23 protein-coding genes are annotated in these 26,356 nt (G+C 73.1%); all 23 read left to right on the top strand.

Features of this window, described 5'->3' with window-relative positions; translation table 11 throughout:
- The first annotated feature begins 20 nt into the window (after positions 1-20).
- Entirely contained in the window at positions 21-689 is a 669-nt protein-coding gene (locus ACIRS4_RS13880) for an isochorismatase family protein (RefSeq protein ID WP_404194505.1), read from the top strand.
- Positions 686-2,638: an anthranilate synthase family protein gene (locus ACIRS4_RS13875; RefSeq protein ID WP_404194503.1), complete on the top strand. Its 1,953-nt coding sequence runs from the start codon at positions 686-688 to the stop codon at positions 2,636-2,638. The genes ACIRS4_RS13880 and ACIRS4_RS13875 overlap by 4 nt, the downstream gene beginning before the upstream one ends.
- A 5-nt stretch (positions 2,639-2,643) precedes the next feature.
- On the top strand, positions 2,644-4,026 hold the full coding sequence (locus ACIRS4_RS13870; RefSeq protein WP_404194738.1) for a 3-deoxy-7-phosphoheptulonate synthase class II: 1,383 nt from the start codon (positions 2,644-2,646) through the stop codon (positions 4,024-4,026).
- Positions 4,027-4,155: 129 nt separating this feature from the next.
- Positions 4,156-5,169: a fatty acid desaturase family protein gene (locus tag ACIRS4_RS13865; protein ID WP_404194500.1), complete on the top strand. Its 1,014-nt coding sequence runs from the start codon at positions 4,156-4,158 to the stop codon at positions 5,167-5,169.
- Complete coding sequence (locus ACIRS4_RS13860) at positions 5,162-6,097, top strand: class I SAM-dependent methyltransferase (RefSeq protein ID WP_404194498.1); 936 nt, start codon at positions 5,162-5,164, stop codon at positions 6,095-6,097. Before ACIRS4_RS13865 ends, ACIRS4_RS13860 begins: the two co-directional genes overlap by 8 nt.
- A gap of 55 nt (positions 6,098-6,152) precedes the next feature.
- Positions 6,153-7,091 carry a glycosyltransferase gene (locus ACIRS4_RS13855; protein ID WP_404194495.1) on the top strand — a complete coding sequence of 313 codons (939 nt, stop codon included), beginning with the start codon at positions 6,153-6,155 and terminating at the stop codon, positions 7,089-7,091.
- A gap of 83 nt (positions 7,092-7,174) precedes the next feature.
- On the top strand, positions 7,175-8,425 hold the full coding sequence (locus tag ACIRS4_RS13850) for a nucleotide sugar dehydrogenase (protein ID WP_404194493.1): 1,251 nt from the start codon (positions 7,175-7,177) through the stop codon (positions 8,423-8,425).
- A complete protein-coding gene (locus tag ACIRS4_RS13845) occupies positions 8,422-9,396 on the top strand; it encodes a sugar phosphate isomerase/epimerase family protein (protein WP_404194491.1) in 975 nt (324 codons plus the stop codon). Before ACIRS4_RS13850 ends, ACIRS4_RS13845 begins: the two co-directional genes overlap by 4 nt.
- Positions 9,389-10,588, top strand: a complete 1,200-nt coding sequence (locus ACIRS4_RS13840) for a DegT/DnrJ/EryC1/StrS family aminotransferase (RefSeq protein ID WP_404194489.1) — start codon at positions 9,389-9,391, stop codon at positions 10,586-10,588. The genes ACIRS4_RS13845 and ACIRS4_RS13840 overlap by 8 nt, the downstream gene beginning before the upstream one ends.
- The gene (locus ACIRS4_RS13835) at positions 10,585-11,655 is read left to right on the top strand and encodes an NAD-dependent epimerase/dehydratase family protein (RefSeq protein ID WP_404194486.1); all 1,071 of its coding nucleotides are present in this window, start codon (positions 10,585-10,587) and stop codon (positions 11,653-11,655) included. Before ACIRS4_RS13840 ends, ACIRS4_RS13835 begins: the two co-directional genes overlap by 4 nt.
- Positions 11,652-12,902, top strand: a complete 1,251-nt coding sequence (locus ACIRS4_RS13830; protein WP_404194483.1) for a DegT/DnrJ/EryC1/StrS family aminotransferase — start codon at positions 11,652-11,654, stop codon at positions 12,900-12,902. The genes ACIRS4_RS13835 and ACIRS4_RS13830 overlap by 4 nt, the downstream gene beginning before the upstream one ends.
- On the top strand, positions 12,895-13,968 hold the full coding sequence (locus ACIRS4_RS13825; RefSeq protein WP_404194480.1) for a hypothetical protein: 1,074 nt from the start codon (positions 12,895-12,897) through the stop codon (positions 13,966-13,968). The genes ACIRS4_RS13830 and ACIRS4_RS13825 overlap by 8 nt, the downstream gene beginning before the upstream one ends.
- On the top strand, positions 13,965-14,651 hold the full coding sequence (locus ACIRS4_RS13820; protein WP_404194477.1) for a WbqC family protein: 687 nt from the start codon (positions 13,965-13,967) through the stop codon (positions 14,649-14,651). Before ACIRS4_RS13825 ends, ACIRS4_RS13820 begins: the two co-directional genes overlap by 4 nt.
- The gene (locus ACIRS4_RS13815; protein ID WP_404194474.1) at positions 14,648-15,352 is read left to right on the top strand and encodes a PIG-L deacetylase family protein; all 705 of its coding nucleotides are present in this window, start codon (positions 14,648-14,650) and stop codon (positions 15,350-15,352) included. Before ACIRS4_RS13820 ends, ACIRS4_RS13815 begins: the two co-directional genes overlap by 4 nt.
- Positions 15,349-16,812: an aldehyde dehydrogenase family protein gene (locus ACIRS4_RS13810; RefSeq protein ID WP_404194471.1), complete on the top strand. Its 1,464-nt coding sequence runs from the start codon at positions 15,349-15,351 to the stop codon at positions 16,810-16,812. Before ACIRS4_RS13815 ends, ACIRS4_RS13810 begins: the two co-directional genes overlap by 4 nt.
- Before the next feature lie 77 nt (positions 16,813-16,889).
- Entirely contained in the window at positions 16,890-17,972 is a 1,083-nt protein-coding gene (locus ACIRS4_RS13805; RefSeq protein WP_404194469.1) for an LLM class flavin-dependent oxidoreductase, read from the top strand.
- A complete protein-coding gene (locus tag ACIRS4_RS13800) occupies positions 17,969-19,138 on the top strand; it encodes a hypothetical protein (RefSeq protein ID WP_404194467.1) in 1,170 nt (389 codons plus the stop codon). Before ACIRS4_RS13805 ends, ACIRS4_RS13800 begins: the two co-directional genes overlap by 4 nt.
- Before the next feature lie 42 nt (positions 19,139-19,180).
- The gene (locus ACIRS4_RS13795; RefSeq protein WP_404194464.1) at positions 19,181-20,089 is read left to right on the top strand and encodes a hypothetical protein; all 909 of its coding nucleotides are present in this window, start codon (positions 19,181-19,183) and stop codon (positions 20,087-20,089) included.
- A complete protein-coding gene (locus tag ACIRS4_RS13790) occupies positions 20,089-20,889 on the top strand; it encodes a class I SAM-dependent methyltransferase (protein WP_404194461.1) in 801 nt (266 codons plus the stop codon). Before ACIRS4_RS13795 ends, ACIRS4_RS13790 begins: the two co-directional genes overlap by 1 nt.
- Before the next feature lie 17 nt (positions 20,890-20,906).
- Entirely contained in the window at positions 20,907-22,481 is a 1,575-nt protein-coding gene (locus ACIRS4_RS13785) for an alpha/beta hydrolase (protein WP_404194458.1), read from the top strand.
- Positions 22,478-24,205, top strand: coding sequence for an MFS transporter (locus ACIRS4_RS13780; protein ID WP_404194456.1), 1,728 nt, complete (start codon positions 22,478-22,480; stop codon positions 24,203-24,205). The genes ACIRS4_RS13785 and ACIRS4_RS13780 overlap by 4 nt, the downstream gene beginning before the upstream one ends.
- Positions 24,202-24,756, top strand: a complete 555-nt coding sequence (locus ACIRS4_RS13775; RefSeq protein ID WP_404194454.1) for a flavin reductase family protein — start codon at positions 24,202-24,204, stop codon at positions 24,754-24,756. Before ACIRS4_RS13780 ends, ACIRS4_RS13775 begins: the two co-directional genes overlap by 4 nt.
- A 66-nt stretch (positions 24,757-24,822) precedes the next feature.
- Positions 24,823-26,301 carry a DUF4192 domain-containing protein gene (locus ACIRS4_RS13770; RefSeq protein WP_404194451.1) on the top strand — a complete coding sequence of 493 codons (1,479 nt, stop codon included), beginning with the start codon at positions 24,823-24,825 and terminating at the stop codon, positions 26,299-26,301.
- Positions 26,302-26,356 lie beyond the last annotated feature (55 nt).

Here is a 26,356-nt window from a genome sequence, read left to right as displayed (position 1 = left end):
ACCCCGAAAGGACACCCGACGTGGCGATCGCACCGATCGACCCGTATCCGATGCCCCGCCCCGCCGAACTTCCGGCGAACACCGCCGCCTGGACCGTCGACCCGCGCCGGGCCGTGCTGCTGGTGCACGACATGCAGCACTACTTCCTCGCCCCGTTCGCCGGGGCCGACCGGCCGCGCACCGAGCTGCTGGCCCACGTGGCCGCGCTGCGCGAGCGGTGTGCCGAGGTCGGCGTCCCGGTCGTGTACACGGCGCAGCCCGGCGGCATGACCCGCGAGCAGCGAGGGCTGCTCCAGGACTTCTGGGGCGCCGGCATGTCCGCGGCCCCCGAGGACCGCGGCATCCCCGAGTTGATCGCGCCCGGCGCGCACGACACCGTCCTGACCAAATGGCGGGCCAGCGCCTTCCACCGCACCGGCCTGCTCGACCTGCTCCGCGAGCGCGGCCGCGACCAGTTGGTGATCTGCGGGGTCTACGCCCATGTGGGGGTCCTGCTCACCGCGTGCGACGCCTTCGCGCACGACGTCCAGCCGTTCGTCGTGGCCGACGCGGTCGCCGACTTCACCGCCGGGCACCACCGGATGGCCCTGGAGTACGCGGCGACCCGCTGCGCCGTGACACTGCCGGCCGCGGCCGTGCTCGAGGCGCTGACGGCGACGGCCCTCACGTCCCCGGGAGGTCCGGTATGACCGGCCGCCGGGACCACGGGGAAGCGCGGGACCGCGCGGAAGAGCGGGAACAGCAGGAAGCGCGGGAAGCACGGCGGCTGGAGGAACTCGCCTGCTCCGGACGCCCGTTCGCGGTGCTCCACCGCCCCGAGAGCGGCACGCCCGGCCATGTCGACCTGCTCACCGGCGAGTTCACGGAGGTCGCCGGGACCGCCGAGCTGCCCGTGCCCGACCTCGGCACGCCCGGCGCCCACGAGGTGCTCGCCGTGCTGCCGTACCGGGTGATCGGCGAGCGCGGCTACGACCACCGCGACGACGGCGAACCCGTCCTCGCCATGTCCGTGCGCGAGCAGGCCCTGCTGCCCGTCCAGGAGGTGCTCGAGCTGGTGTCGCGCTGGCCCGTCGAGACCGGCGAGGGCGGCTTCGACCTCGACGACGAGGCCTACGGCGACCTGGTGCGCCGGGTCCTCGCCGAGGAGATCGGGCATGGCTCCGGAGCCAACTTCGTCCTCAAGCGCACCTACGTCACCGAAGTGCCCGGCTGGTCGGTGCGCACGGCGCTGGCACTGTGGGGCCGGCTGCTGCGCGGGGAGCCCGGCGCGTACTGGACGTTCCTCGTCCACACCGGGGAGCGCACCTTCATCGGCGCGAGCCCCGAGCGGCACGTCAGCCTCGACGACGGCGTCGCCGTGATGAACCCGATCAGCGGCACCTACCGCTACCCCGAGGACGGCCCGACCCCCTCGCGCGTGCTGGAGTTCCTCGCCGACGGCAAGGAGACCAACGAGCTGTACATGGTGCTCGACGAGGAACTGAAGATGATGAGCCGCGTGTGCGACGACGCGCACGTGGTCGGGCCGCACCTGAAGGAGATGGCCCACCTCGCCCACACCGAGTACCGCATCGTCGGCCGCAGCACCCGCGACGTACGGGAGATCCTGCGCGAGACGCTCCTCGCGCCCACCGTCACCGGCAGCCCGGTCGAGAGCGCCTGCCGGGTCATCGCCCGGCTGGAGCCGACGGGCCGCGCCTACTACTCCGGCGTGGCCGCGCTGATCGGCCGCGACGCCGCGAACCGCCGCCGCATGGACTCCGCCATCATGATCAGGACGGCGGACGTGGACGCGGCGGGCCGGATGCGCATCGGCGTCGGCGCCACCCTCGTCCGCGACTCCGACCCGGCCGCCGAGGCCGCCGAGACCCGGGCGAAGGCGGCCGGGCTGCTCGACGCCCTGCACCGGCCGGCCCGCACCCGGCGACCGGCGGGACTCGACGGGCACCCCCGCATCCGGGCCGCCCTCGACCGGCGCAACGCCCCCCTGTCGGACTTCTGGCTCACCCCCGCCCCGGCCCGGCCCGCGGCGCGCGGCCAACTGCTCATCGTGGACGCCGAGGACACGTTCACCGCGATGAGCGCGCTCCAGCTGCGCAGCCTCGGCTACGAGGTGACCGTGCGCCGCTTCGACGAGCCGTACCGGATCAGCGGATACGACCTGGTCGTGCTCGGCCCCGGTCCCGGCGACCCGCGCGACGCCGGCCACCCGAAGATCGCGCACCTGCGCGCCGTCACCGGCAGCCTGCTCAACCTGCGCATCCCGTTCGTGTCCGTGTGCCTGAGCCACCAGATCCTGTGCTCGCTGCTCGGCCTGCCGCTGCGCCGGCTGGACCGCCCCCACCAGGGAGTGCGCCGCACGATCGACCTGTTCGGCGCCCCGGAGCCGGTCTACTTCTACAACACGTTCACCGCCTGCTCCGACAGCGCGCTGCTGTCCGCCCCGCTGTGCCCGGGCCCGGTGGACGTGGCGCACGACCCCGCCACCGGCGAGGTGCACGCGCTGCGCGGACCCGGCTTCACGTCCGTGCAGTTCCACCCCGAGTCGGTGATGACCCGGCACGGCTCGGCGATCCTCGACGGCCTGGTCACCGGTGCGCTCACGCCGGTGCCACACGGAGCGGAGCTCACGGCGTGACGCCCCTGACGGACACCACGGCGGACCCCGCGACGCAAGCGCGGGCCGCGCACCCGCCGGCGGACTGGCGCTCGCTGCCCGCCGGCCAGCAGCCCCGGTGGCCCGACCCCGCCGCACGGGACGAGGCGGTCGCCGCGCTCACGGCGAGCCTGCCGCTCGTCGTGCCCCGCGAGTGCGACCGGCTCACCGGCCGGCTGGCCGCGGTCACGCGCGGCGAGGCGTTCCTCGTCCAGGGCGGCGACTGCGCCGAGTCCCTGGACGCCGTCGACGCCGGAGCCCTCGGCCGCAGCGCGAGCCTGCTCCAGCAGCTCGCCACCGTCCTCGGCTACGCGACGGCGCTGCCGACGGTCACGGTGGCGCGCCTGGCCGGACAGTACGCCAAGCCGCGCTCGGCCCCGACCGAGGTCCGCGACGGCGTGGAACTGCCGGTGTACCGGGGCGACGCGGTCAACGGCCACGCCTTCACAGCGGCCGACCGCACTCCCGACCCGCACCGCATGCTCCGCGTCTACCACGCCTCCGCCGCCACCTTGAACCTCGTACGGGCGTACGGCAGCGGCGAGCACGCCGACCCCGCGTACGCCCTGGAGTGCGTCCTGCGGTTCGCCCGCGCCTCCCCGGAGCGGGCCCGGCACGCGGAGCTCGCCGCCGAGATCGAGCGCGCGGGCGGCTTCACCGGGGCCGACGGCTGGTACATCCCCGGCGAGCTGTTCACGTCGCACGAAGGGCTGCTGCTGGACTACGAGTCGGCGCTGACCCGCGTGGACCCGGTCACCGGCCGCGCCTACGCCACGTCGGGCCATCTGCTGTGGATCGGTGAACGCACCCGGCAGCTCGACGGCGCGCACGTGGCGTACTTCTCCCGGATCAGCAACCCGATCGCGGTGAAGGTCGGGCCGACCGTCACCGGGGACGAGCTGCTGCGTCTGATCGACCGACTCTCACCCCAGGGCGAGCCCGGGCGGCTCACGCTGGTGACGCGCATGGGCGCGGACCGCGTCCGGGCCGCGCTGCCGGCCCTGGTCGAGCGGGTCACGACCGAAGGCCGCCAGGTGGCGTGGGTCTGCGATCCCATGCACGGCAACACCGTCACCGCGCCCTCCGGTCACAAGACCCGCCGCTTCGACGACGTCCTGGCCGAGCTCACCGCCTTCCTCGACGTCCTGCGGGGCCTGGGCGCACACCCCGGCGGCGTCCACCTGGAACTGACGGGGGACGACGTGACGGAGTGTGTCGGCGTGGGCGTCGCAGACGACGCCCTGGCCGCCCGCTACCGCTCGGTGTGCGACCCGCGCCTGAATCCCGATCAGTCCCTCGACCTGGCCTTTCGCGTCACCGAGTACCTGACCGCACGGCGGCCGGCCAGGGCCGTCCGCGGAATTGAGTAGTGACTACTCAGGCCGCCCGCCGACCACCGTGTTGTGCTTGCCACGTCGTCACCGCGGTCCACCGGACAGCCATCCGAGACACGGCGCGGTCCACCGGACGGCCACTGACACAAAGGGGGGAACCCACGCATGGAGTCGGCAACGGGCGGGACCCGGCGCACAGGCAACCCGGGATCGCCGCACCTCCCGTCGATCGTCTCTGCGGACGGCGTGCGCTGGGTCGACTACCGCAAGACGCTGCGGCCGCGCTACGGGATCGTCTGGCGCGACATCGCCCTGTGCTACCTGGCGTCGGCAGCCGGTCTCATCGTCGTCGCGCTCGCCTCGCGGACGCTTTCGACGGCGGCGACCGCCGCGCTCGTCGTCCTCGCGGTCTGCTGGACCGGCTACTGGCTGCACTCGCTGTTCCTCTTCGGCCACGAGGCCGCGCACACCAACCTGGCGCGGCGCCGCAAGCTCAACGACCGGCTGGGCGACTGGTGCGTGTGGATCCTGTACGGCTCCACGACCGCCAACTACCGCTACACGCACATGACGCACCACGCCCACCTCGGCGACCACGAGGACACGGAGACCACCTACCACCTGTGCCTGTCGGTGCTCAACATGCTCAAGGCGGTCACCGGGATCCACGTGCTGGAGGTCCTGCTCCGCAACCGTGGGCACAGCGAGGCACGCAAGAGCACCGCCCGTACGTCCAGCCGCACCTCCAGCGGACTGCTGGCCTCGCTGCGCTCGTTCACCGTGCACACGGCGATCGTCGCCGGGCTGCTCCTGGCGGGCTTCCCGCTCGCCGCGCTGACCTGGGTCTTCGCGGTGGGCGCGGTGTTCCCGCTGCTGGCGACCGTACGGACGGTCGTCGAGCACCGGCAGCTGGACGCCCCCTGCGACGTGGACTTCACCGTCGAGTTGCACGGTCCGGTGAACCGGCTGTTCGGGACCGGACCGGTGTCGCGGACTTTCGGCTCGGCCGGCTTCAACCAGCACTTGCTGCACCACTGGGATCCGGCGATCTCGTACACCCGCTTCGCGGAGATGGGGGAGTTCCTGTCCCGGACCCCGCTCGCCGCGGAGATGGAGGCCAGTCGCACCGGATACGGAGCGGCCATCAGGACGCTGATCAAGGAGGCCCGTCGTGGCTGAGGAACTGATGCCCTGCCCGGTCTGCGGGGAGACCGAGGTCGAGTTGTTCGCCAAGGCGTACGACAAGGAGTACTTCACCAGCGACAAGCAGTACCGCTACGCGCTCTGCCCCTCATGCACCGCCGTGTACCTGGACTCCCCGCCCGCCGACCGGCTCGACGAGATCTACCCGCCCAACTACTACTCCTACGGCGGCATCGCCGAGTCGACCACCTTCACCGAGCGCGTCAAGGAACGGCTCGACGTGCGGATGCTCGCCAAGGTGCTGAAGGGCGTCCCCGGCGAGAAGCTGCGGGTCCTCGACGTCGGCGGCGGGGCCGGCTGGCTGCTCACCACCGTCCGCCGCGCGGATCCGCGGGTCGCCGAGACCCACGAGGTCGACCTCCAGTCCGCGGCGGCGCCGCTGGCCGAGGCGGCCGGCCACGTCTACCACTGCATGCCCATCGAGGAGTTCACCTCCGACGAGCCGTTCGACCTGATCCTGATGATGAGCATCATCGAGCACGTGCCCGACCCGCGCAGAGTCATGGCAGCGATGACCGGCCTGCTGTCGGAGAACGGCGTGCTGCTGATGAAGACGCCCAACACCGCCACCGTCGACGCCCGGCTCTTCCGCCACCGCAACTGGGGCGGACTGCACTGCCCCCGCCACTTCGTCCTGTTCACCGAGCCCGGACTGGACCGGCTCGGCCGCCAGGTGGGGCTCGTCAAGTCGGACAGCTACTACACCCAGGGCGCCCCGCAGTGGGCGATCAGCGTGATGGCGTGGCTCAGCGACCGCGGCTGGATCAAGGTCACCCCGCAGCGGCCCGCCTACATGAACCGGGTGTACGAGCCGCTCACCGCGTTCTTCGCCGGCGTCGACTTCCTGCGCGCCAGGTTCGCGCCCACCGCCCAGATGATGGTCAGTTTCAAACGAGCCGCCTGACGCGAGCCGCCCGAGGGCGGCGGCAGTCAGAGCCGGTCACAACCGTAGGGACAACATGAGCCGGAAACTCAACGAGCACCGCACCGACTCGGCCGACGGCGTGGACCTCAGCTTCGTCATCCCCATGTACAAGGAGGAGGACATCGCCCGGGAGGCCGTGGAACGGGCGGTGCGGGTCGGCAAGAACTGGGGCCGTTCCTTCGAGGTGCTCGCCGTCGACGACGGCAGCACCGACTCCACCCCGCGGATCCTCGCCGAACTGCGTGCCACCACACCGGAGTTCCGCTGGGTCCAGCTCCGCCCGAACTGCGGGCAGCCCGCGTCCAGCAAAGCCGGCATGCTCTCCGCGCGCGGCGCGATGGTGTGCGTGCTCGACGCCGACATGCAGACCCCGCCCGAGGTGGTGCCGCAACTCGTCGCCGCGCTGGAGCAGCAAGGGCCCGAGACCGCGGCGGTGTTCGGCGTGACCTCCACCCGCAAGCGCGACGACCCGGCGCGGCTGCTGGTCGGGCAGGCGGTCTTCTACTTCCTGGAGACCCGCTTCGGCCGGCGTCCGATCCCGCACGGGGCCAGCTCGTTCTTCGTCATGCGCCAGGACGTGGCCCGCCGGCTGGGCGAGCTGACCTTCACCAAGGGCAACGTCGGCGCGATCATGGCCGCCCTCGGGCTCGGCATGAGCACGGTCACCTACGTCAAGCCCAAGAGCTACCGGGACGACTCCCGGCTCGGCCTGCGCGGCCATGTCGAGGAAGCGGTCGGCTCGCTCGCGCTGACCGGCGTGCTCAGCAGGTTCGGCCTGACCGGCGGGGCGCTGGCCGCGCTCGCGGGAGTCCGCTCCGGTTCACGGGCGGGCCGGGTGGCCGCCGGACTGGCGGCGGCGGCCTCGCTGGGGGCGGTGGCCGCCGCGGAGCGCTTCAACCGGCGCTCGCTGCGCGTCGCCACCACCGAACTGCCGATCTTCGAAGGCGAGGCGGCGACCGCCGACCAGGCCTGAGCGCCCGCTCGCCGCCGTCCGACACCCGATCAACCCAGCAGATCCACAACCGACCACGACGAATGTCGACGAAAGGGGGGAACGTGCGAGTCGCAGCCATCGGCCAGGGGTACGTGGGTCTGCCGCTGTCCATCGCCATCGCGTCCTCGGGCCACACCCTGTACGCGGTCGAGATCGATCCGGCCCGGTACGAGTCACTGCGCGCCTGCCGGTCGTACCTCGTCGACGTCACCGACGAGGAACTGCGCAGAGAGACCGGGAACAAGCGGTACGTTCCGGTGTCCGGCCTGGCCGAGGTGCCCGAGGTCGACGTCTACGTCATCTCCACGCCCACGCCGCTGACCGACGACAAGCAGCCCGACCTCAGTACCCTCGACCGCGCGCTGGCACAGGTCGCCGAGGTCGCGCGGCCGGGCGCCCTGATCGTGATCGAGTCCACGATCTACCCCGGCGCGACCCGCCGGCACATCGCCCCGCTCTTCGAACGGCTCTCCGGGCTCAAGGCGGGCGTCGACGTGTTCTTCGCCTACAGCCCCGACCGCGTCGACCCCGGACGCGACAGCGTGCTGTGCGACGTGCCGAAACTGGTCTCCGGCCTCGACGACCGGTCACTGGAGGCGATCCGCACCTTCTACGGGACGGTCTTCAAGGAGGTCGTCCCCGTCTCCAGCTGCGAGGTCGCCGAGTTCACCAAGCTGCTGGAGAACACCTTCCGCTACCTCAACATCGCCTTCGTCAACGAGCTGAGCAAGGCGACGTCGGAGATGAACATCAGCCTGCGCGAGGTGATCTCCGCCGCGTCGACCAAGCCGTTCGGGTACATGCCGTTCCACCACGGTCCGGGCGTCGGCGGGCACTGCCTGCCCAACAACGTGCACTACCTCAACCACGCGCTGCACTCCGCGGGCCACAAGAGCGAACTGCTGCACGCGGCGGCCGAGATCAACGACTCGATGCCGCGCCATGTGATCCAGCGGCTGGCCGCCTCGCTGGAGCAGCGCGGCCGGGCCCTGCAGGGCGCCACCGTGCTCGTCCTCGGCGTCGCGTTCAAGTCGGGCGTGGCGGACGCGCGCAACTCGCCCGCGCTCGCGATCGCCGCCGAACTCGTCAGCATGGGCGCCGACGTCAAGGTCACCGACCCCTGGCTGGGCGTCGACCGGGTCCCCGACGCCTTCACCGCCGTCGATCTGACCGCACAGGAGTGCCGCGGCGCCGACGCCGTCCTGCTGGTGACCGACCACGAGGAGATCGACTACGAGACGGTGCTCGCCTCCTCCGACCTCATCCTCGACTGCCGGGGCATGCTCAACGCGGCGGAGGTCGAACAGCTGTGAGCGGTGCGCGAGCCACGCTGCGGCTGACCTTCGACGGCCTGCGGCGCAGCCAGATCGACACCCGGTGGGCCCGGGAGCTCGGCGGAGTGGAGGCCTACGTCTTCGACGGCGACGACCTCGTCCACGAGGACCAGTGGCGGACGCTGAGCGACAACCTGCGGTACGCGTTCGACGTCGGCGCGCGTGCGCTGACCCTGCACTTTCCGACGGAGAACGCCGACTGGGTCGGCGACCGGACCGCCTACGACCGGCTGCGCCGGTTCTGCGACCTGGCCGCCGACGCGGGCGCCCAGGGCGTCGTCCTGCACGCCAACCAGTTCGTGCAGCTCGCCGACTGGCCCGCGTTCGACCTCGCGGGCGCCCGGGCCCGGGTCGTGGACCGGATCGCCGCACTCGACGCCCACCTGGGGGACGCGCCGATCTGGATCGGCGTCGAGAACATGCCGGTCATCGGTGCCCAGGGCGTCGACTTCGACTCGGTCTTCGTGCTCCCCGCGGACTTCGCCCCGATCGCCGCGCTCGGCTCGGACCGCGTGGGCGTCACCTGGGACGTCTGCCACTGGGCGGTGACCTACTCGACGCTGACCGCCATGGCCCGGCTGGAGCAGCGCCCGGAGCCGGTGGCGCCGTTCGCCCTGCCCGAGCCGCCGGTCAAGCACGTCCACTTCTCCTCGTTCTCCGGGCACGCCATGCCGGGCTGGCCGGACCAGTGCCGCGAGGGCGTCCCGCCGCTCGCCGGCGACGTCCCGCCCGACCTGCTGGCGGGCATGCTCGCCGCCGCGCTCGACGCGGCGGCCTCGGCCGCCGGCGACGGGGGAGAGGCGGGCCCGGCGCCCGGGACCGGAGTCGTGTTCGAGGTGCAGGAGGACGACTACGAGAGCCGGAAGAACTGCTGGGAGACCTACGACTGGCTGGCGTCCGTCCCCGGACTGGCCGCCCGGGTCGACTGTACGAGGAGCGGCGATGCCTGAGCCCGAACTGCCCTATGCCCGCCCTCACTGGGACGCCGAGGAAGCCGCGGCCCTGATGACGACGCTGGAGTCCGGGTTCTGGACCAACGGCGGCCAGGTGCCGCTCTTCGAGGAGGAACTCCGGCGCCTGACCGGCGCCCCCACCGTCACCCTGTCCAGCGGAACGGGCGCGGTCCACGCCCTGCTGCACGAGCTCGGACGCACGGTCCCCGGGCCGAAGCTCCTGGTCACGCCGACGCTCAACTTCGCCGCCGCCGCCGCCTCGGCCAGGCTGCTCGGCTGGGACGTCGGCCTGTGCGACGTGAGGGCCGACGACCTCACCGTGTGCCCCGAGAGCCTCGGCGACCTCCTGGACCGCGTCCACCGCGACTACGCCATGACCGTCGTCGTCCCGGTGCACTACGCCGGGCACAGCGCCGACATGACCGCGCTGACGGCCCTGTGCGAGCGCTACGGCGCCGACCTGGTCGAGGACGCCTGCCACGCGGCCGGGGCCACCTATGACGGCACCCTGCCGGTGGGGTCCTGGCCGGGTTCCCGTGCCGCCTACTTCAGCTTCCACCCGGCCAAGCCGATCGCGACCGGCGAGGGCGGCGCGGTGAGCACGGCGGACGCGGGCCTGCTGCGCGCACTGCGCGCCCTGCGCAACCACAACATGGAGCCGGCCGGTGAGCACACCGGCGACCACGACCCCTGGCCCTACACGATCCGGGAGCCCGGACTGAACCTGCGGCTCTCGGAGTTCCACGCCGCCGTCGGGGTCGTCCAGGCGGGCCGGGCGGAGGAGTCCCGGCGCGAGCGCGCCCGGCTGGCCGCGCGCTACCACGACCTGCTGGACGGACTGCCGTTCGTGCGCACCGTGCCCGGCCGGCGGCGCACCGGCTCCGCGCACCACCTGTTCCCGGTCGTCTTCGACGTCGAGGGCCTCGGCACGTCCAAGAAGGACCTGCTGGCCGCCTTCCTCGACCGGCGGATCAGGTGCCAGGTGCACTACACGCCGCTGCACCGGCTGCCGGCGTTCGCCGACGCCGACCCGCGGCTGACGACGCCGTTCACGGCCATGGACGCCGCCTTCCCCGGACTGCTCTCGCTGCCGCTGTGGCGCGGGATGACCGACGACGACTGCGACCGCGTCGTCGACGCCGTCACCAAGATCGTGCACGGATCGACACCCGCGAGGGGGAGGGCATGAGCAACCCGCACACTGCGCCGCGCACCCTGATCACCGGCGGCTTCGGCTTCCTGGCCACCTGGGTCGCCGCCGGCCTGATCCGGTCCGGCCACCGCGTCGTCCTGGTCGACGACCGGGATCCCGAGGGCACGCCCGCCTGGCTGTCCGGGCTGCTGCACGAGTCCGCGGTGGAGACCGGCAGGGCCGACGTCACCGAGCGCGGCTCCCTCGACCGGTTCGGCGAGGTCGACCATGTGATCCACGCCGCCGCGCTGCTCGGGGTGGCCAAGGTGCGCAACGCCCCCCGCGAGACCCTGCGGGTGAACATCGACGGCACTGCCGTCGCCCTGGACTACGCCGTGCGCAACCCGCGGCTGCGCCGCTTCCTGCTGCTGAGCACCAGCGAGGTGTACGGCAGCGACGCCAAGGGCGCGCAGGAGAACGAGTGGCTGTCGGTACGGGCCGACGACCCGCGCTGGTCCTACGCCGTCAGCAAGGTCACGGCGGAGTCGATGACCGCGGCCCGGGGCACCGAGGACGGCCTGCCGTTCGCGATCGTGCGGCCCTTCAACGTCTACGGCCCGCTCAGGACCGGCACGTACGCCGTCGGAGCCCTGGCCGCGCAGGCCGTGGCCGGGAAGCCGGTCACCGTGCACGGCGACGGAACGCAGTCCCGGGCCTGGTGCCACGCCGAGGACTTCGCCGCCGGACTGATCGGCGCCCTGCTCACCCCGGCCGCCGCCGGTGAGGCCTTCAACGTCGGCGACGACACCAACGACACGACCGTGGCCGAACTGGCCCGGCTGACCGCAGAGCTGAGCGGCACCGGGGCGCCCATCGAGCACGTCCCGCACACCGGGCCCGACATCCGGTCGCGCCGGCCCGACCTCACCAAGGCCCGCACCCTGCTGGGCTACCGGCCGAGCCGCGACTTCGTCAGCGGACTGCGGGAGACCGTCGAGTGGGTCCGCGCCGGCTCGGGCGAGATGCCCCTGCGCCTCCAGCGCACCGACTGGCCGCAGAGCGGCGCCACCGGGACGTCCATGACCGCCGCGGCCGACGACACGGCGGGGGCGGCGCGACCGTGATCCTCGACCGGACCGAGCCGTCCGACCTGTGGTACGCGCCCCCGCCGCGCCGCCCGGTCGGCTACCTCCACCCGTCCCGCATGTCGGCGGGCCGGCTGGCCGCGACCGCCGTCGCCGCCGCCCGGCCCCGGCACGCCGGTGCGGAGCTCGCCGCCCGGCTGCGCGAGCACACCGGACGGCCCGCCTGCGTGCTGACCGCGACCGGGCGTGCCGCCCTCGCGCTCGCGGTGCGGCAGACCGGCGCCGAGGAGGTCGTCCTGTCCACCTTCAACTGCCCCGCCGTGGCCGACGCCGTCCTCGCGGCGGGCGCGCGGCCGGTGCTGGTCGACGCGGACCCCGTACACGGCCCCGCGTTCACGTCGGTGGAGCTCGCAGGCCGCGCGGTCGTGCTGACCAACGGGCTCGGTCTGGACGAACACGCGGCCCACGCCGAGCGGATCGGCGAGCGGGGCGGCACGGTGGTGCTCGACCTCGCGCAGGCCTGCGTCGCGCCCGAGGTGCTGCGCCGGTTCCGCGCGGCCGGCTGTCCCCTCGTCCTGAGCTTCGGCGAGGGCAAGCCGCTCGGCGGGCTCGGTGGCGGAGCGCTGCTCACCTCGACGCCGCTCGCCTCAGCGCCGCTCGCCAGCCGGGGGCGGATGCGACGGGGCTTCGACCCGGCTCCGCTGCGGCGGGCGGTGGCCGCGCGGATCGTGGCGCACGCGCCCGTCGCGGTCCGGGCCGCCGTCCAGCGCGCGGAGGCCCGCACGCCGGGCTGGTCGCACACCAAGGCCGACCATCTGCCGACCGGGACCGGGCCGGTGCGCCAGGACGCCCCGTCCCGCTGGGAGGTCGCGTCCGCGGCCGCCCTGCTGCGCACCGCGTCCGGCGTCGCGGCCGAGGCCGCCGCCCTGCACGAACGGGTCCGCGCCGCGGTGGCGGCCGAGCTGACGACCTGTGAGCCCGTCGCCGCCGATCCCCGTCTCGGGCCGGGCGTCGAGCTGCTGTTCCGTCGGCCCGGACAGCGGTTCGTCTTCGCCCGCGCCCTGGCCGAACGCGGGATCCCCAGCACGTGGAACTACTACCCGCTGCACCGGCTCGCCCCCTACGCCCGGTACGCGGCGGGACCGATGACGGGCGCGGACTCCCTGTGGCCGCGCGTGCTGACGGTGGCCAAGCAGCCGCAGCCGCGCCTCACGGCCGAGTCGCTGGCGGAGGCGATGATCGCGGCCGACCGGTCGGTGCGGGACGAGGAGGCCGGCCGTGACTGAACTGCGGGAGAGGGCGGAGGTGTCGGCGCTGCCGGAGGCCGCGTGGGACGTCCGGCTGGCCGCCGCACGGGCGGAACTGCCGTTCGCGCGCCGCCGCTGGCTCGCCCTCGGCCTGGCCGACGCGCCCCGGCTGCGGTTCGTCCCCACGGCCGTGCGCCGGGCGGAGGGGGACGAGGTGCTGGTGCCGTTGTGCGTGTCCGGCAGCCGGGCGCAGATCGGCTGCTACGGCTACGGCTCCCTGGCCGTGTCCGCCGAACGGCAGGGCCGCCCCGTCGACTTCGCGGGCCTCGCCGAGGCGGTGTGCCGTGAGAGGGGACTGACGGAGCTGACGACGCTGCTCCCCCCGTACGGCGCCTTCCCCGGCGTCGACCGGCAGAGCGGGACCTGGCCCGCCCGGCCCGGCCGCGACACGTACCTCCTGCGCCTGGCCGGCGACGCGGGTGCGGTGTGGAAGGCCGCCAGGGGCAACTGCCGTACGGCCGTGCGACGGGCGGGCGCGCTCGGCCTCGTCGCCTCCCCCGCGGCGCCCGGCCACGAGAGCGACCTGCTCGACCTGTACCGGCAGACGCTCTCCCGCCACGGCGTCACCTCGGCGGTGACCGCGTCGGACCTCGCCTTCCTGACCGCGGGCGAGCAGGCCGTGACCACGGTGGTGCTCGACGAGGAGGGGGTGCAGGCGGCGTCGGTGTTCGCGGTCGGCGAGCCGGGAGCCGAGGCGGTGGGGCCGGGCGCCGGGGGCACGCCGGGCGAGGAAGGCGCGCCCGGGGCGTTCCACCTCATGCAGCTCACCAGCGAGCGCGGGCGGGCCGCCAACGCGGGGCACCTCGCGTTCTGGTCGGCGCTCACCGAACTGGCCGCCCGCGGCGTCGGCACGGTCGATCTCGGCGCGGCGGCCGGCGGGGGACAGGCGAGGTTCAAGACGGGCTGGGGAGCGGTGGCCGCCGCGTCCCGCGTCGTCCGGTGGCGGCCCGCCGACCCCACGCAGCTCACAGAGGCCACACAGCCCACAGGGCCCACGGAGCCGATCGAGCCCGGGGAGTTCACGGACAGGAGGGGGACACGATGATCATCAGCGCGCACCAGCCGGCCTACCTTCCGTGGCTGGGCTACTTCGCCAAGATCGCCCGCTCGGACCTGTTCGTCCTGCACGACCGCAGCCGCATCGGCCGGCGGAACATGCTCAACCGCAACAAGATCGGCGGCCCGGGCGGCGAACTGCTCCTGACCATCCCCCTCGCCCACGAGGACCTGCGGGCCGAGCGGCCGATCGACGAGGTGCGCCTCGTCGACGACGGCTGGCGGCGCAAGCACTGGAAGGCCGTCCAGATGGCCTACCGCCGGGCCCCGTACTTCCGCCAGCACGCGGACTTCCTCCAGGCCTACTACGCGACCGACTTCACCACCCTCAACGACGTGTGCCTGCCGTTCATCGACTACTGCCTCGACCAGCTCAAGATCGACTGTCCCGTGCACCGGATCTCCCGGCTCGGCCTGCCGGAGTTCGACCGCCAGACGATCATCCCGCTGCTGTGCGAACGGTTCGGCGCGGACGCGTTCATCGCCGGACCACAGGCCGCGAACTACCTGGAGCCCGCCGGCCTGAAAGGCCTGCGGATCGAGTACTTCCACTACGCGCACCCGGTCTACCCGCAGGCGGGCGACAGGTTCTCCTCACACCTGTCGGTCCTGGACCTGCTGATGAACTGCGGGCCGGAGAGCGCCGACATCGTCAGGGGGACCCCGTCATGAGCACGGTGCTCGCCGTCGTCGCCCACCCCGACGACGAGGTGATCGGCCCGGGCGGCACGCTGGCCCGGCACGCCAAGGCAGGCGACGAGGTGCACGTGCTGATCCTCGCCGAGGGCAAGACGTCACGGGCCGGCGACCCGGACCCCGAGGGCAGCGCCGCCCTGTCGGCCGAGGAGACCGCGGCCTCCCGCGCCGCCCTGGGCGCCACCGCCGTCCACCGGCTCGACCTCGACGACAACCGGCTCGACACCTACCCGCTGCTCACCCTGGCCCAACAGGTCGGCGCGGTCGTCGAACAGCTCGCCCCCGACACCGTCTACACCCACCACGGCGGCGACCTCAACGCCGACCACGAGCTGACGGCCCGCGCCTGCATGATCGCCTGCCGGCCGCACGCCAGCCCGGTGCGCTGGCTGCTGGGGTTCTCCACGCTGTCGGCCACCGACGCCGGCTACGCGGGCCGCGACCCCTTCGTCCCGGCGCTCTACAGCGACATCACCGACACGCTGGAGTGCAAGCTCGACGCGATGCGCGCCTACGCGTCGGAGCTGCGGGACTTCCCCCACCCGCGCTCGCTCAAGGCCATCACCCTGCAGGCCGAGCTCTTCGGCGCGCACGCCGACACCGCCGCGGCGGAGGCGTTCAGCGTGCTGCGCGGCACCTGGGACCCACACGACAACCGTCAGTCGAAGGAGGGATGACCGCCGTGCCCGGTCACATGGCGCCGCCGGCGCCGACGAAGGTGAAGAACCATCCGTTCATGGTCTGGGGGCGGCGCGTCGAGCCCGACGCCGACGCCCGCGTACTGGAGTTCCCGGGCGGAGCCAGGACCGCCGTCCCCCGGCTGACCCCGGCGCTCGCCGAGCAGCTGCGCCGGCCGCCGACGGACCTCGCCGAGACCCCGCTCCAGGAGATCGTCGCCTACCTCAACCGCATCGGTCACCTGTGGAACAACGAGGAGTACGCCCGCCGCAGGCTCTACATCCGTGAACTCAAGCGCATGCACGGCTACTCGCAGCAGATGGCCGACGCCGAGGCCGACCTGATCTCGACGACGCTGCGCGCGCACGGGCACCTGCACGACATGGTGGCGGTGGAACTGGGCCACCGGCAGATCATGGACCGCTGGATCCCCCGGGAGGACGCCGAGGTGCGCGCCTACCCGCGCGGCCGCAGCGTGCACATCCTCCCCGGCAACGTCCCCTACTCCACCACGGTCTCGCTGGTGCGCGCCCTGCTCACCAAGAACACCTCCGTGCTCAAGTACGCCGCCGGCGAGCCCGTCACCGCGGTCGTGCTGGCGCAGAGCTTCACCGACATCGACCCCGACCACCCGGTGACCCGCTCGGTCAGCGCGGTGTTCTGGGAGCGCGACAGCGAACTGGGCCGCGGGCTCCTCGCGGACGCCGACGTGATCTGCGCCTGGGGCGGCGCCGAGGCCGTCGAGGCCGCCTACCGCACCTGCTCGTCCGAGGCGGTCGTCGTCCCCTACGGACCCCGGCGCAGTTTCACCGTCGTCGGCAGGGACGCCGACATGGCGCGGGCCGCCCGCGGCGTCGCCCACGACGCGTCCATGTACGAGCAGCGCGCCTGCTTCTCCACGCACCAGGTGTTCACCGACGCCGACCCCGAGGAGTTCGCCGACCGGCTCCAGGCCGAGCTGGTGCGCTACGAGGACATGCTGCCGCGTACCTCGGTCACCGCCGACGAGGCCGCCCAGGCCTCGATGGAGGTCGCCGCCCAGCAGTTCCTCGGACAGCGGACCCGCACCGGCTCCTGGGGGTCGATCCTGATCACCGACCCGGCCACCGTCACCGAACTCCCCAGTGCCCGCACGGTGTTCGTCCACCCGGTGGCGGACCTGGACGAGGTGTCCCGGTGGGTCGACCCGACGGTGCAGACCATCGGCCTGGCCCCCTGGTCGCTGCACGAACGGCTGCGCAACGAGCTGGCCGCCCGCGGCGCCTGCCGCTTCGTCGAAGCCGGGCTGTCGCCGCTGTTCCGGCTCGGCGGATCCCACGACGGCCTCCAGCCGCTGCAGTTGATGACCCGCATGGTCTCGGTCGAGGCCCCGCGGCTCGACTACGGCAAGGGGATGGTCGTCCCGATCGACCAGTCGGAGTTCCTCGAGCACCGCCGGCTGCGCGACCTGCTCATGTGACCGGCCGGATCCGAACCCTCAGCTCCGCACGGCCGGTCCCGGCCGCGCCACCGACAACCGAAACAAGGAGAAACACCATGGACATGGGCGTGATGCTGACGACGGCCCACCCCGACCACTGGACCGAGACCGAGGTCTTCGACAACTCGATCGACTTCGCCGTCGCCGCCGACGAGCTCGGCTACCAGTCGGCCTGGCTGCTCGAACACCACTTCACCCGCTACGGCCTGTGCCCCAACACGCTGACCATGGCCGGCTACGTGCTCGGCAAGACCAAGCAGATCAAGGTCGGCACCGCCGTCGTCATCCTGCCGCTGGACCACCCCATCCGGATCGCCGAGCAGACCAACATGCTCGACCAGCTCAGCCACGGCCGGTTCATCCTGGGCGTCGGCCGCGGCTACTTCCCCAAGGACTTCGAGGCCTTCGGCGTGGACCCGGCCAAGTCGCACGTCCTGCAGACCGAGTACGTCGACGTCATCCGCAGCATCTGGGAGACCGGCAGCGCCAAGTGGGAGGGCGAGGAGATCACCCTGCCCGACGTGACGCCGTTCCCCACCCAGTTCACCCGGCCCAACCCGCCGATGTACGGCGTCGGCCAGTCCCCCTCGACCATCGAGTGGGCCGCCTCCCGCGGACTGCCGCTGATCATGCCGGTCATCGGCACGCACGAGGCGATGCGCTCGATCATCGACCTCTACAACGAGACCGCCGAGAGCCACGGCATCGACCCGACCACCGTCCAGCACGCCATGTGCACCGTCGCCCACGTCGCCAAGACCACGCAGCAGGCGCGGGACGAGATCTGGAAGCACATGTGCTGGTGGGAGCAGGAGCACGACGACGCCGCCTTCACCATGGAGCAGCTCCAGAAGCTCCCCAACTACCGCTTCCAGTACGGCGAGTGGCAGGCCGCCGCACTGCGCGGCGACCGCACCAACGCCGACTTCACCAACTACATGCTGGACAACAGCATCGTCGGCAGCGTCGAGGAGTGCGTGGACCGCATCGGCCGCACCATGGAGGCCACCGGCGTGCGCAACTTCCAGCTCGGCGTGGAGGCCACCCTCAACCACGACCGGATCCTCGAGAACATGAACATGTTCGCCGAGGACGTGCTGCCCCGCGTCGGCTGGAAGCCCAACGGGGCCGCCTCGTGACCACGGACGCCGACGCCGGGCCCCGTCCGCCCGGCCCGCTCACCGGCACCGAGTTCGCCGAACTCGACCGGCTGATCTTCGAGGACGACGACTGGTGGGCCATGCCCACCGCCGACCAGCGCGCACTGCGCCACCGGCTCCTGACCGCGGCGGTGGCGCACCACCTGGAACACAACGCGGACTACCGCCGGTTCGCCGAGACGAGCGGGTTCGCCCTCACCGACCTCGACGACCCGGCCGGGCTGCTCCGCGTGCCGCAGTTCCCGACCCGGATGTTCAAACGGGCCGAGGTGCGCAGCGTCCCCGCGCGGGACTGCGACGTGTTCAAGTCCAGCGGCACCAGCGGCGTCCAGAGCAGGGTCTGGCGCGACGAACCGTCCCTGGAACGGCTCGCCGGCTCCTTGCGCCCCGAGGGCGACATCTGGCGCACCCTCTACGGCGACGTCGACCTCGACGACGACGGCGAGATGGTGCACCTCGGACCCCACCGCCACGAGGCGGACGGCGTCTGGATCAGCTACCTCATGACCCTGGTCGAGATGTTCGCCGCCACCCGCTCCTACGTCCACGGCGGCGTGCTGCACCTCCAGGACGCCGTGCGCGACGTGGCCGGCGCGCTGGCCGACGGGCGGTTCGTGTGCGTGGCGGGCCCGCCCGTGTTCGTGGCGGAACTGCTGCGTCACATGTCGGACAACAGCCTCAAGCTGTCCGCCGGCGACCGGATGGCGGTGGTCACCGGCGGCGGCTGGAAGAAGGACGAGGCCACCCGGCTGGACCCGGACGAGCTGCGCTCGCTCGCCATGGACACCTTCGGCCTGACCTCGGCGTCCCAGGTGCGCGACGTGTTCAACCAGGTCGAGCTGAACACGGCGTTCATCGAGTGCGAGCACCACCGCAAGCACGTCCCGCCGTGGGTCGAGGTGATCGTGCGCGACCCGCACGACCTGTCCCCGGTCCCGGCCGGACGGACCGGCCTCATGTCCTACCTGGACCCCACGGCCCGCAGCTACCCCTGTTTCCTGCTCGCCGAGGACTTCGGCGCCGCGGAGACCGACACCTGCCCGTGCGGGCGCCACGGCACCACGGTCGACATCCACCGCCGGATGCGGACCTCCAGCCACCACGGCTGCGCCCTGCGCCTCGCCGAGACCGTGCGGACCGCCTGACCGGCGGGACGGACAAGAGACACACCAACGGAGGGAAACGCCATGCCGACCGAGTGCTTCGACGTCAGGACCAAGGAAGGCCGCACCGTCGCGGTGTGGCGGGACGGCCCGCCGGACAAGGACGCCACCGGACCCGTCGTCGTCATGGCGCCCGGGTTCGGCCAGCGAATGCGCAGCTCCGGGGTGCTCGCCCTGATGCTGGTGCACAACGGGGCCACGGTGTACCGGTTCGACGCCCTCGACCACGTCGGGCTCAGCGACGGCGAGATCGTCGACTACTCCCTCACCCAGCTGATGCAGGCCCTCACGAGCGTCGTCGACACCGTGCGCGTACGCGAGGGGGTGGACGCGGTCTCGATGGTCGCCACCAGCCTGTCCGCCCTGCCGGTGCTCCAGCTCGCCGCGGACAAGAAGTGCGCCGACAACATCGCGCTGATGCTCGGCGTGGTCAACGGCAGGCAGACCCTCGTCGAGGTGCTCGGCGTCGACTACCTGGACCGGGAACTCGACGACCTGCCCGACCGGGTGCAGATCGACAAGCACTCCGTGGACCCGCGCCCCATCGTCGCCGAGACCAGGGTCGTCGACTGGTGGGAGATGTCCGCCACCGTCGACGCGCTGTCGGTGCTCAACATCCCGGTGCGCAACTTCGTCGCCGCCGACGACGACTGGGTCGACATCGCCGACGTCCGCTCCGTCTTCGGGGCCGCCAACCTCGACCAGCGCAACGTCATCGAGGTCGCCGTCTCCGGACACGCGCTGCTGCGCAACCCGGTGGCGCTCAAAGCCCTGTTGTCGGACGTCACCCGCAGCCTGGTCGGCGGCGAGGGCGAGCCGGTCATGCCGAGCTTCGAGGAGATCGTCTCGCTGCGCGGCTCCGAACGCGAACTCGAGCGCAGCCATCTCGCCTCCCGCACCGACGGCCCCGGCGAACCCACGGAGCAGAACTGATGAAGGCCGATCCGGCGACGCACGACCACGGCCGGGCGGCGGCCGACCCGGCCGCCGACTCCACGCTCATGGACGCCGCGTACAGCGGCGTCTACGGCGAGATCTACCGCACCCACTGGTGGTGGCGCGCCCGCGAGCACCAGGTGCTGCACTACGTCGGCAAGCACGGCCGGTGGAACGGCCGCCGGGCGAAGATCCTCGACGTCGGCTGCGGCGACGGGTTCATCTGGCGGCGGCTGGAACCCTTCGGCGACGTCGAGGGAATCGAACCGGACCGCGTCCTCGTGGCCCCCGACTCACCGCGGCGATCGAGGATCGAGGTCGCCGACTTCGCGCAGGGCCGGCCGCGCGGCGCCGACCACGACCTGGTGCTCATGCTCGACGTGCTGGAGCACATCGACGACCAGGGCGCGGCGCTGCGCCGGGTGGCGTCCCTGCTGGGCCCCGACGGACGGGGCGTCATCACCGTGCCCGCCCTGACGGCCCTGTGGAGCGAGTTCGACGAACTCAGCGGCCACTTCCGGCGCTACACCCGCGCCTCCCTGCGCGCCGCCCTGGAGAGCGCGGGGCTGCGGGTGCTGGAGATGCGCTACTACTACGCGTGGACGGTGCTGCCGCTCTTCCTGCGCCGGCTGCTCTTCAAGGCGGAGGCCTCCGAGCACAGCCACTTCGTGAAGGCCCCCGCGCGCCCGGTCAACCACCTCATGTACGGGCTGAGCCGCCTCGACCACTGGCTCACCCGCCGCCTGCCCGCCCCCGCCGGCAGCTCGCTCATCGCCGTGGTCGCCAGAGACGTCTGACTGACGAAGGAAGAGACATGTCGCAAGATCGTGCGCGGTGGTCCCGCCGCGTCCGGGCCGTCGCCGTCGCGGCCTGCACCGCGGCCCTCGCCGTGGCCCTGCCGGGCTCGGCCGGGGCGAAGGAGCCGAGCGCCGCCGCCACGCAGGAGATCGCCTGGACCGGCTGCGGTGAGGGCTCGGTGCCCGACGCCCAGTGCGCGGCCGTACAGGTGCCGCTGGACTGGAAGAAGCCCACCGGCCCGAAGATCACCCTCGCCCTGTCCCGGCTTCCCGCCCGTGCCCCGGACAGGCGGATCGGCCCGCTGCTGTTCAACCCCGGCGGGCCCGGCGGTTCCGGCGCGGCCGTGGTCGCCTACAGCGACCTGCTCACCGCGGCACCCGAGTTCGAGCCGCTGCGGGACCGCTTCGACCTGATCGGCTTCGACCCGCGCGGCGTCGGCTCCAGCACCGCGGTCAGCTGCCCCCGGCCGCTGCACGACCCGGCGGTCAGCGCCTTCCCGCGCACCAAGGCCGCCTACACGGAGCTGCAGCGGTTCAACCGCACCGCGGGCCGGGCGTGCCGCGACGCGACCGGCCCGCTCATCGACCACGTCGACACCGCGAGCGTCGTCTCCGACGTCGAAGCCCTGCGCCGGGCCCTCGGCGCGGAGAAGATCTCCTGGCTGGGGCTTTCCTACGGCACCGAGATCGGCTCCCTGTACGCCCAGCGCCACCCGGGCCGGGTACGGACGATGGTCCTCGACGGCGTCGTCGACCACAGCCTGCCGGCCCGCCGGGCGGCCGTCGACGAGGCCCGCGCCATCGAGACGGCACTGCGCCGGTTCGCCCGGTGGTGCCGCGGCGCCGAGCAGTGCGCCCTGCGCGACACCGACCCCGTCGCCGTGTACGACGCCGTCATGCACCAGGGCGGCGCGTCCGGCGTCCCCGCGGCGGCCCTCGGCCGGGCCGTCACCGCGGAGGAACTCGCCGGGGGCGCGTACATCTACCTGACGCAGCCCTCGACCTGGCCGCTCCTGGCCGGCGCGCTCGCCGCCGCCTCGGGACGCGCCGGCGACGCCGACGCCACCCACCTGGTCGCCCCCGCCTCGTTCCTCCAGCCCGAGTACCCGGCCTACCGGACCGTCGGCTGCCACGACTTCGCCCCCGGCACCCGGGGTTACCCGGACCTGCGGGCCCAGGCCGCCCACCTGCGGGCGGTCGCCCCGCACACCTGGCGCTACTCCGAGTTCTGGGACTGGACCAGCGGCTGCCTGGGCTGGCCGGTGGCCGCCGCGAATCCGCCGGCCCCGCTGAAGGTCCGCGGCGCGCCGCCGATCCTGCTGGTCAACACCCGGTTCGACCCGGCGACCCCCTACCCATGGGCCCAGCGGGTCACGGCGAAGATCGACGGCGCGAGGCTGCTCACCGTCGACGGCGACGGCCACACCGGCATCCTCAACTCGTCCTGCGCACGCGCCCACGAGGCCGCGTACCTGGTGACCGGGAAGACGCCACCGGCGGGCACGACGTGCGCCGCGTCGCCGTCGGCCGCGGTCACCGAGGCGGTCATGGGCGCGACGACGGGCGCGGCCGCCGGGGCCGGTCCGCGATGAGCGGGGCCCCCGGCGCCACCTCCGCCCAGGACACCGAGGACCCGCACGGCAAGGCCACCTACCACGAGTGGCTGGGCCTCGTGGTGATCGTGCTGTGCTGCGTCCTCGTGGCGATGGACATCAGCGTGCTGTTCTACGCGGTGCCCTTCGTCGCGGCCGATCTCTCGCCCAGCACCGCCGAGGTGCTGTGGGTGATGGACATCTACGGCTTCCTGCTGGCGGGCCTGCTGATCACGATGGGCGCGCTCGGGGACCGGATCGGACGGCGCAGGCTGCTCATGTTCGGCGCGGCCGGGTTCGGCGTGGCGTCCGTCCTCGCGGCCTACTCGACCAGCCCCGGGCTGCTCATCGCCAGCCGGGCCCTGCTGGGGGTCGCCGGCGCGACGCTGGCGCCGTCCACACTGTCGCTGATCCGCAACATGTTCCACGACGAGGGGCAGCGCCGAGCGGCGATCGGTCTGTGGACCGCGGGGTTCGCCGCCGGCGCGATGTTCGGCCCGATCACCGCCGGAGTGCTGCTGGAGCACTTCTGGTGGGGCTCGGTGTTCCTCATCAACGTTCCGGTGATGCTGCTGGCGCTGATCCTCGGCCCGATCTTCCTGCCGGAGTACCGCAGCCCCAGCCCGGAGCGGTTCGACCTGTTCAGTGCGGCGCTGTCGCTGGCGGCGGTGCTGCCGGTGGTCTACGGCGCCAAACGGTTCGCCGAGGGCCACTTCGACGCGCGGGCGGTGGCGTCGGTCCTCGCCGGAATCGTGGTCGGTGTGCTGTTCGTACGCCGTCAGCGCCGCTCGCCCGATCCGCTCATCGACCCCTCGCTGTTCCGGGACCGCGCGTTCAGCACCGCCATCGCCACCACCACGGTGGTGCAGTTCGCGATGCTCGGGATGATGATGCTGACCTCGCAGTACGCGCTGTCGGTGCTCGGACTGAGGCCGCTCGTCGCGTCGCTGTGGCAACTGCCCGCCGTGGGCACGCTGTTCGTCGGCCTCGCGGTGGCGGGAGTGCTGGCCCGGCGGGTACGGCCCGCGGTCGTCGTGTGCACCGGTCTCCTCCTCGCCGCCGCAGGCTTCGCCGTGATGAGCCTGGTGAGCTCCGACGACGGGCTCGCCGTCATCGTGACCGGCGCGAGCGTCATGACCTTCGGCGTGGGCATGGTCGTCCTGTTGGCGACCGACGTCGTGGTCGCCACCGCGCCGCGCGAACGGGCGGGTTCGGCGTCCGCGCTGTCGGAGACCAGCAACGAGTTCGGCGGCGCCGTCGGCATCGCGATGCTCGGCAGCATCGCGCTCACGGTGTACCGCAACGAGGTGGAGGACGTCATACCGCCCGGCCTGCCCCCCGAGGCGGCCGAGGCCGGCCGGGCCACGCTGCAGGCGGCGGTCGAGGTCGCCAAGTCCCTGCCCGAGCCGGCGGGGACGACGCTCAGACAGGGGAGCGTCGAGGCGTTCACGGACGGGTTGCAGATCGCGGTGCTCACCGGCTCGGCGATCCTGGTGGCGGTCGCCGTGGCGGCGGCGATCGCGCTGCGGCCGGTGCGCATCGACTCCGGAGATCCTGATGGTTCCGTCGGCTCCAGCGGTTCGACCGGTCCCGGCGGACCAGGTCGTTCCGGCGGACCCGGTTCCGGTGATTCCTCCGGTTCCGAGGGCGCGGGCGGCGGGTCCCTCGGCTCCGCCCGGCCCGTCGGCTCCGGCGGCTCTCCGGCGGACGGGAAGCAGCCATGACCGTCGAAGGGACGACCCTGCGCGCCGCGCTGCGCCCGTACGCCTCCGGGGTGGCGGTGCTCACCGCGATGACGCCCGCCGGCCCCGCGGGCGTGACGATCACCTCGCTGACCTCTCTCAGCGCCGAACCCGCGCTGGTCTCCTTCGCCCTCGCCGACACCTCCTCGACCTGGGCCCGGGTCAAGGACTGCCGCTGGTTCGGCGTCCACGTCCTCGCCGGGGACCAGGCGGACCTCGCCGCACGCTTCGCCGCCCGGGGGGTCGACCGCTTCGCCCCTCCCACCCGCTGGCACACCGGGCCCCACGGCGTCCCTCTCCTCGACGACTGTCTGTCCTGGCTGGTCTGCTCCCGCCACGACCGCATCCGCCTCGGCGACCACCACCTGATCGTGGGCGCGGTGAACCACGCGGTGACGGGCGGAAGGGAGGAGGCCGAGCGTCCAGGGGGGCCCTGGACGGGGGACAGCCTGATCCACCTCCACGGCGCCCTGCAGCCGGTCGCCTCCGTCGCTCTCACGGCGCTCACGGAGGCGGGCACGGCTCCGCTGTGACGTGCCCCTGACCGGAGTTGTCCACAGGCCGAAGCGGAGGGTTGCGATCCGCGAGATCGTCTCGGCATGACGAATCACAGCGAAACCACCGGAAGCTCCGACAACGGCGACGTGAGCGGGGCGGTGTTCGACGGAGGGGGTGCGTACGACGGCCACGTCCCGTCCCACGGACGCGCGGCGGACGACGACACCGGCGCACCCCATCAGGTCACCCTGCGCACCCCGACCGAACTGGCCGACGCCCTCCCGTACTTGCTCGGCTACCGGCCCGAGGACAGCATCGTCCTGGTCGCCCTGCACGACCGCGGCGGGCGGGGCAGGTTCGGCGGCCGGGCCCGCCTGGGCATCCCACCCAGCCCGGACGACTGGCGGGCCGCGGCCCGCCAGTTGGCGCAGGGTCTGGTGCGGGGCAGCGAACGCCGGGGAGCCCGGCCCGCGCAGATGGTCGCCTACCTCTGTCAGGAGCCGGGCGACGGCGAGACGGGGCGCGAGACCATGGACCGGCTGCGTCCGCTGGCCCAGCGGCTGCGCGAGGAGTGCGGCGACCTCGACGTCCCCGTGATCGAGGCGCTGTGCATCTCCGACGGCCGCTTCTGGTCGTACTGCTGCGGCGGCAAGGGCTGCTGCCCGCCCGAGGGCGCCCCGATGGGCCTGCCGGGCACGTCCGTGGTGGCCGCCGCGGCCACCTACGCCGGCATCCAGGTCCGGGGCACCCTGCGCGAGCTGCGGGCCCGGCTGCTCCCGCTGGAGACGGGCGCGGCGCTGGAGCAGGAGGTGGCGCTCGACACCGCGAGCATGGCGCTGGTGCCCAGGATCGTCGAGGACGAGAACCGCGCGATCGTGGCCGACGAGACCATCGAGCTGGCCGAGCTGACCATGCGCCGCCTCGCGGCGGCTCCTCCCCTCGCGGACGCCCTGGAAGCGGACCGGCGGGACGACCGGCTGCTCTGCGCCGACGAGGCGGCGGCGCTGATTCTGGGGCTCCAGGACCGCACCACCCGGGACCGCGCCGCCCAGTGGATGGAGGGCGACGAAGCCGCCCCCGCGCTGCGTCTGTGGCGTGCCCTGGCCCGCCGCTGCGTCGGACCCTACGGCGAGCACGCGGCGGCGCCCCTCACCCTCGCGGGCTGGGTCGCCTGGTCCGCCGGCGACGAACTCGAAGCCCGGGAGGCCCTCGCCATGGCTCTCGGCGCCGACCCCGACTACCTCTTCGCCCGCCTCCTGCACCAGGCCTGCAACGAGGGTCTCGACCCCGAGTCCGTACGAAGCTTCCTGCGCACCGAACGGCGGGGCCACGCCGAGCGGACCGCGCCGGGAGACGGCGGCCCCGAGGGCGAGGAGGACCCGCAGAGCGGCCCCCGGCCCGACCGCCGACGTCGCCGCCCCCGCCCCGCCGCCTCGGAGCGCGCGGCCCCGCAACGCCCGGGTCCGGATCGCCCGCTCTCGGATCGCCCCGCCCCAGGGCGCTCCGGTTCCCGCCCGCGCACCCGCCCCGCGGGCAAGACCGTCCGGCGGCGCGACAACTGCCCGGAGGGCACGGGGTGAGCGCGGGAGCACACCAGGGGACACGCCCGCCCTGACGGCCGGAACCGCCCTTGTC

This window comes from Streptomyces sp. NPDC101166 (assembly GCF_044768125.1).
Lineage (GTDB): Bacteria > Actinomycetota > Actinomycetes > Streptomycetales > Streptomycetaceae > Streptomyces.
This window is presented reverse-complemented; position numbering and strand designations above follow the sequence as displayed.

Coding starts and splice junctions, on each gene's coding strand:
- ACIRS4_RS13815 (WP_404194474.1), top strand. CDS start 14,648: ATGAGCACGGTGCTCGCCGTCGTCGCCCACCCCGACGACGAGGTGATC.
- ACIRS4_RS13835 (WP_404194486.1), top strand. CDS start 10,585: ATGAGCAACCCGCACACTGCGCCGCGCACCCTGATCACCGGCGGCTTC.
- ACIRS4_RS13775 (WP_404194454.1), top strand. CDS start 24,202: ATGACCGTCGAAGGGACGACCCTGCGCGCCGCGCTGCGCCCGTACGCC.
- ACIRS4_RS13855 (WP_404194495.1), top strand. CDS start 6,153: ATGAGCCGGAAACTCAACGAGCACCGCACCGACTCGGCCGACGGCGTG.
- ACIRS4_RS13805 (WP_404194469.1), top strand. CDS start 16,890: ATGGACATGGGCGTGATGCTGACGACGGCCCACCCCGACCACTGGACC.
- ACIRS4_RS13840 (WP_404194489.1), top strand. CDS start 9,389: ATGCCTGAGCCCGAACTGCCCTATGCCCGCCCTCACTGGGACGCCGAG.
- ACIRS4_RS13770 (WP_404194451.1), top strand. CDS start 24,823: ATGACGAATCACAGCGAAACCACCGGAAGCTCCGACAACGGCGACGTG.
- ACIRS4_RS13780 (WP_404194456.1), top strand. CDS start 22,478: ATGAGCGGGGCCCCCGGCGCCACCTCCGCCCAGGACACCGAGGACCCG.
- ACIRS4_RS13875 (WP_404194503.1), top strand. CDS start 686: ATGACCGGCCGCCGGGACCACGGGGAAGCGCGGGACCGCGCGGAAGAG.
- ACIRS4_RS13785 (WP_404194458.1), top strand. CDS start 20,907: ATGTCGCAAGATCGTGCGCGGTGGTCCCGCCGCGTCCGGGCCGTCGCC.
- ACIRS4_RS13865 (WP_404194500.1), top strand. CDS start 4,156: ATGGAGTCGGCAACGGGCGGGACCCGGCGCACAGGCAACCCGGGATCG.
- ACIRS4_RS13790 (WP_404194461.1), top strand. CDS start 20,089: ATGAAGGCCGATCCGGCGACGCACGACCACGGCCGGGCGGCGGCCGAC.
- ACIRS4_RS13810 (WP_404194471.1), top strand. CDS start 15,349: ATGACCGCCGTGCCCGGTCACATGGCGCCGCCGGCGCCGACGAAGGTG.
- ACIRS4_RS13820 (WP_404194477.1), top strand. CDS start 13,965: ATGATCATCAGCGCGCACCAGCCGGCCTACCTTCCGTGGCTGGGCTAC.
- ACIRS4_RS13795 (WP_404194464.1), top strand. CDS start 19,181: ATGCCGACCGAGTGCTTCGACGTCAGGACCAAGGAAGGCCGCACCGTC.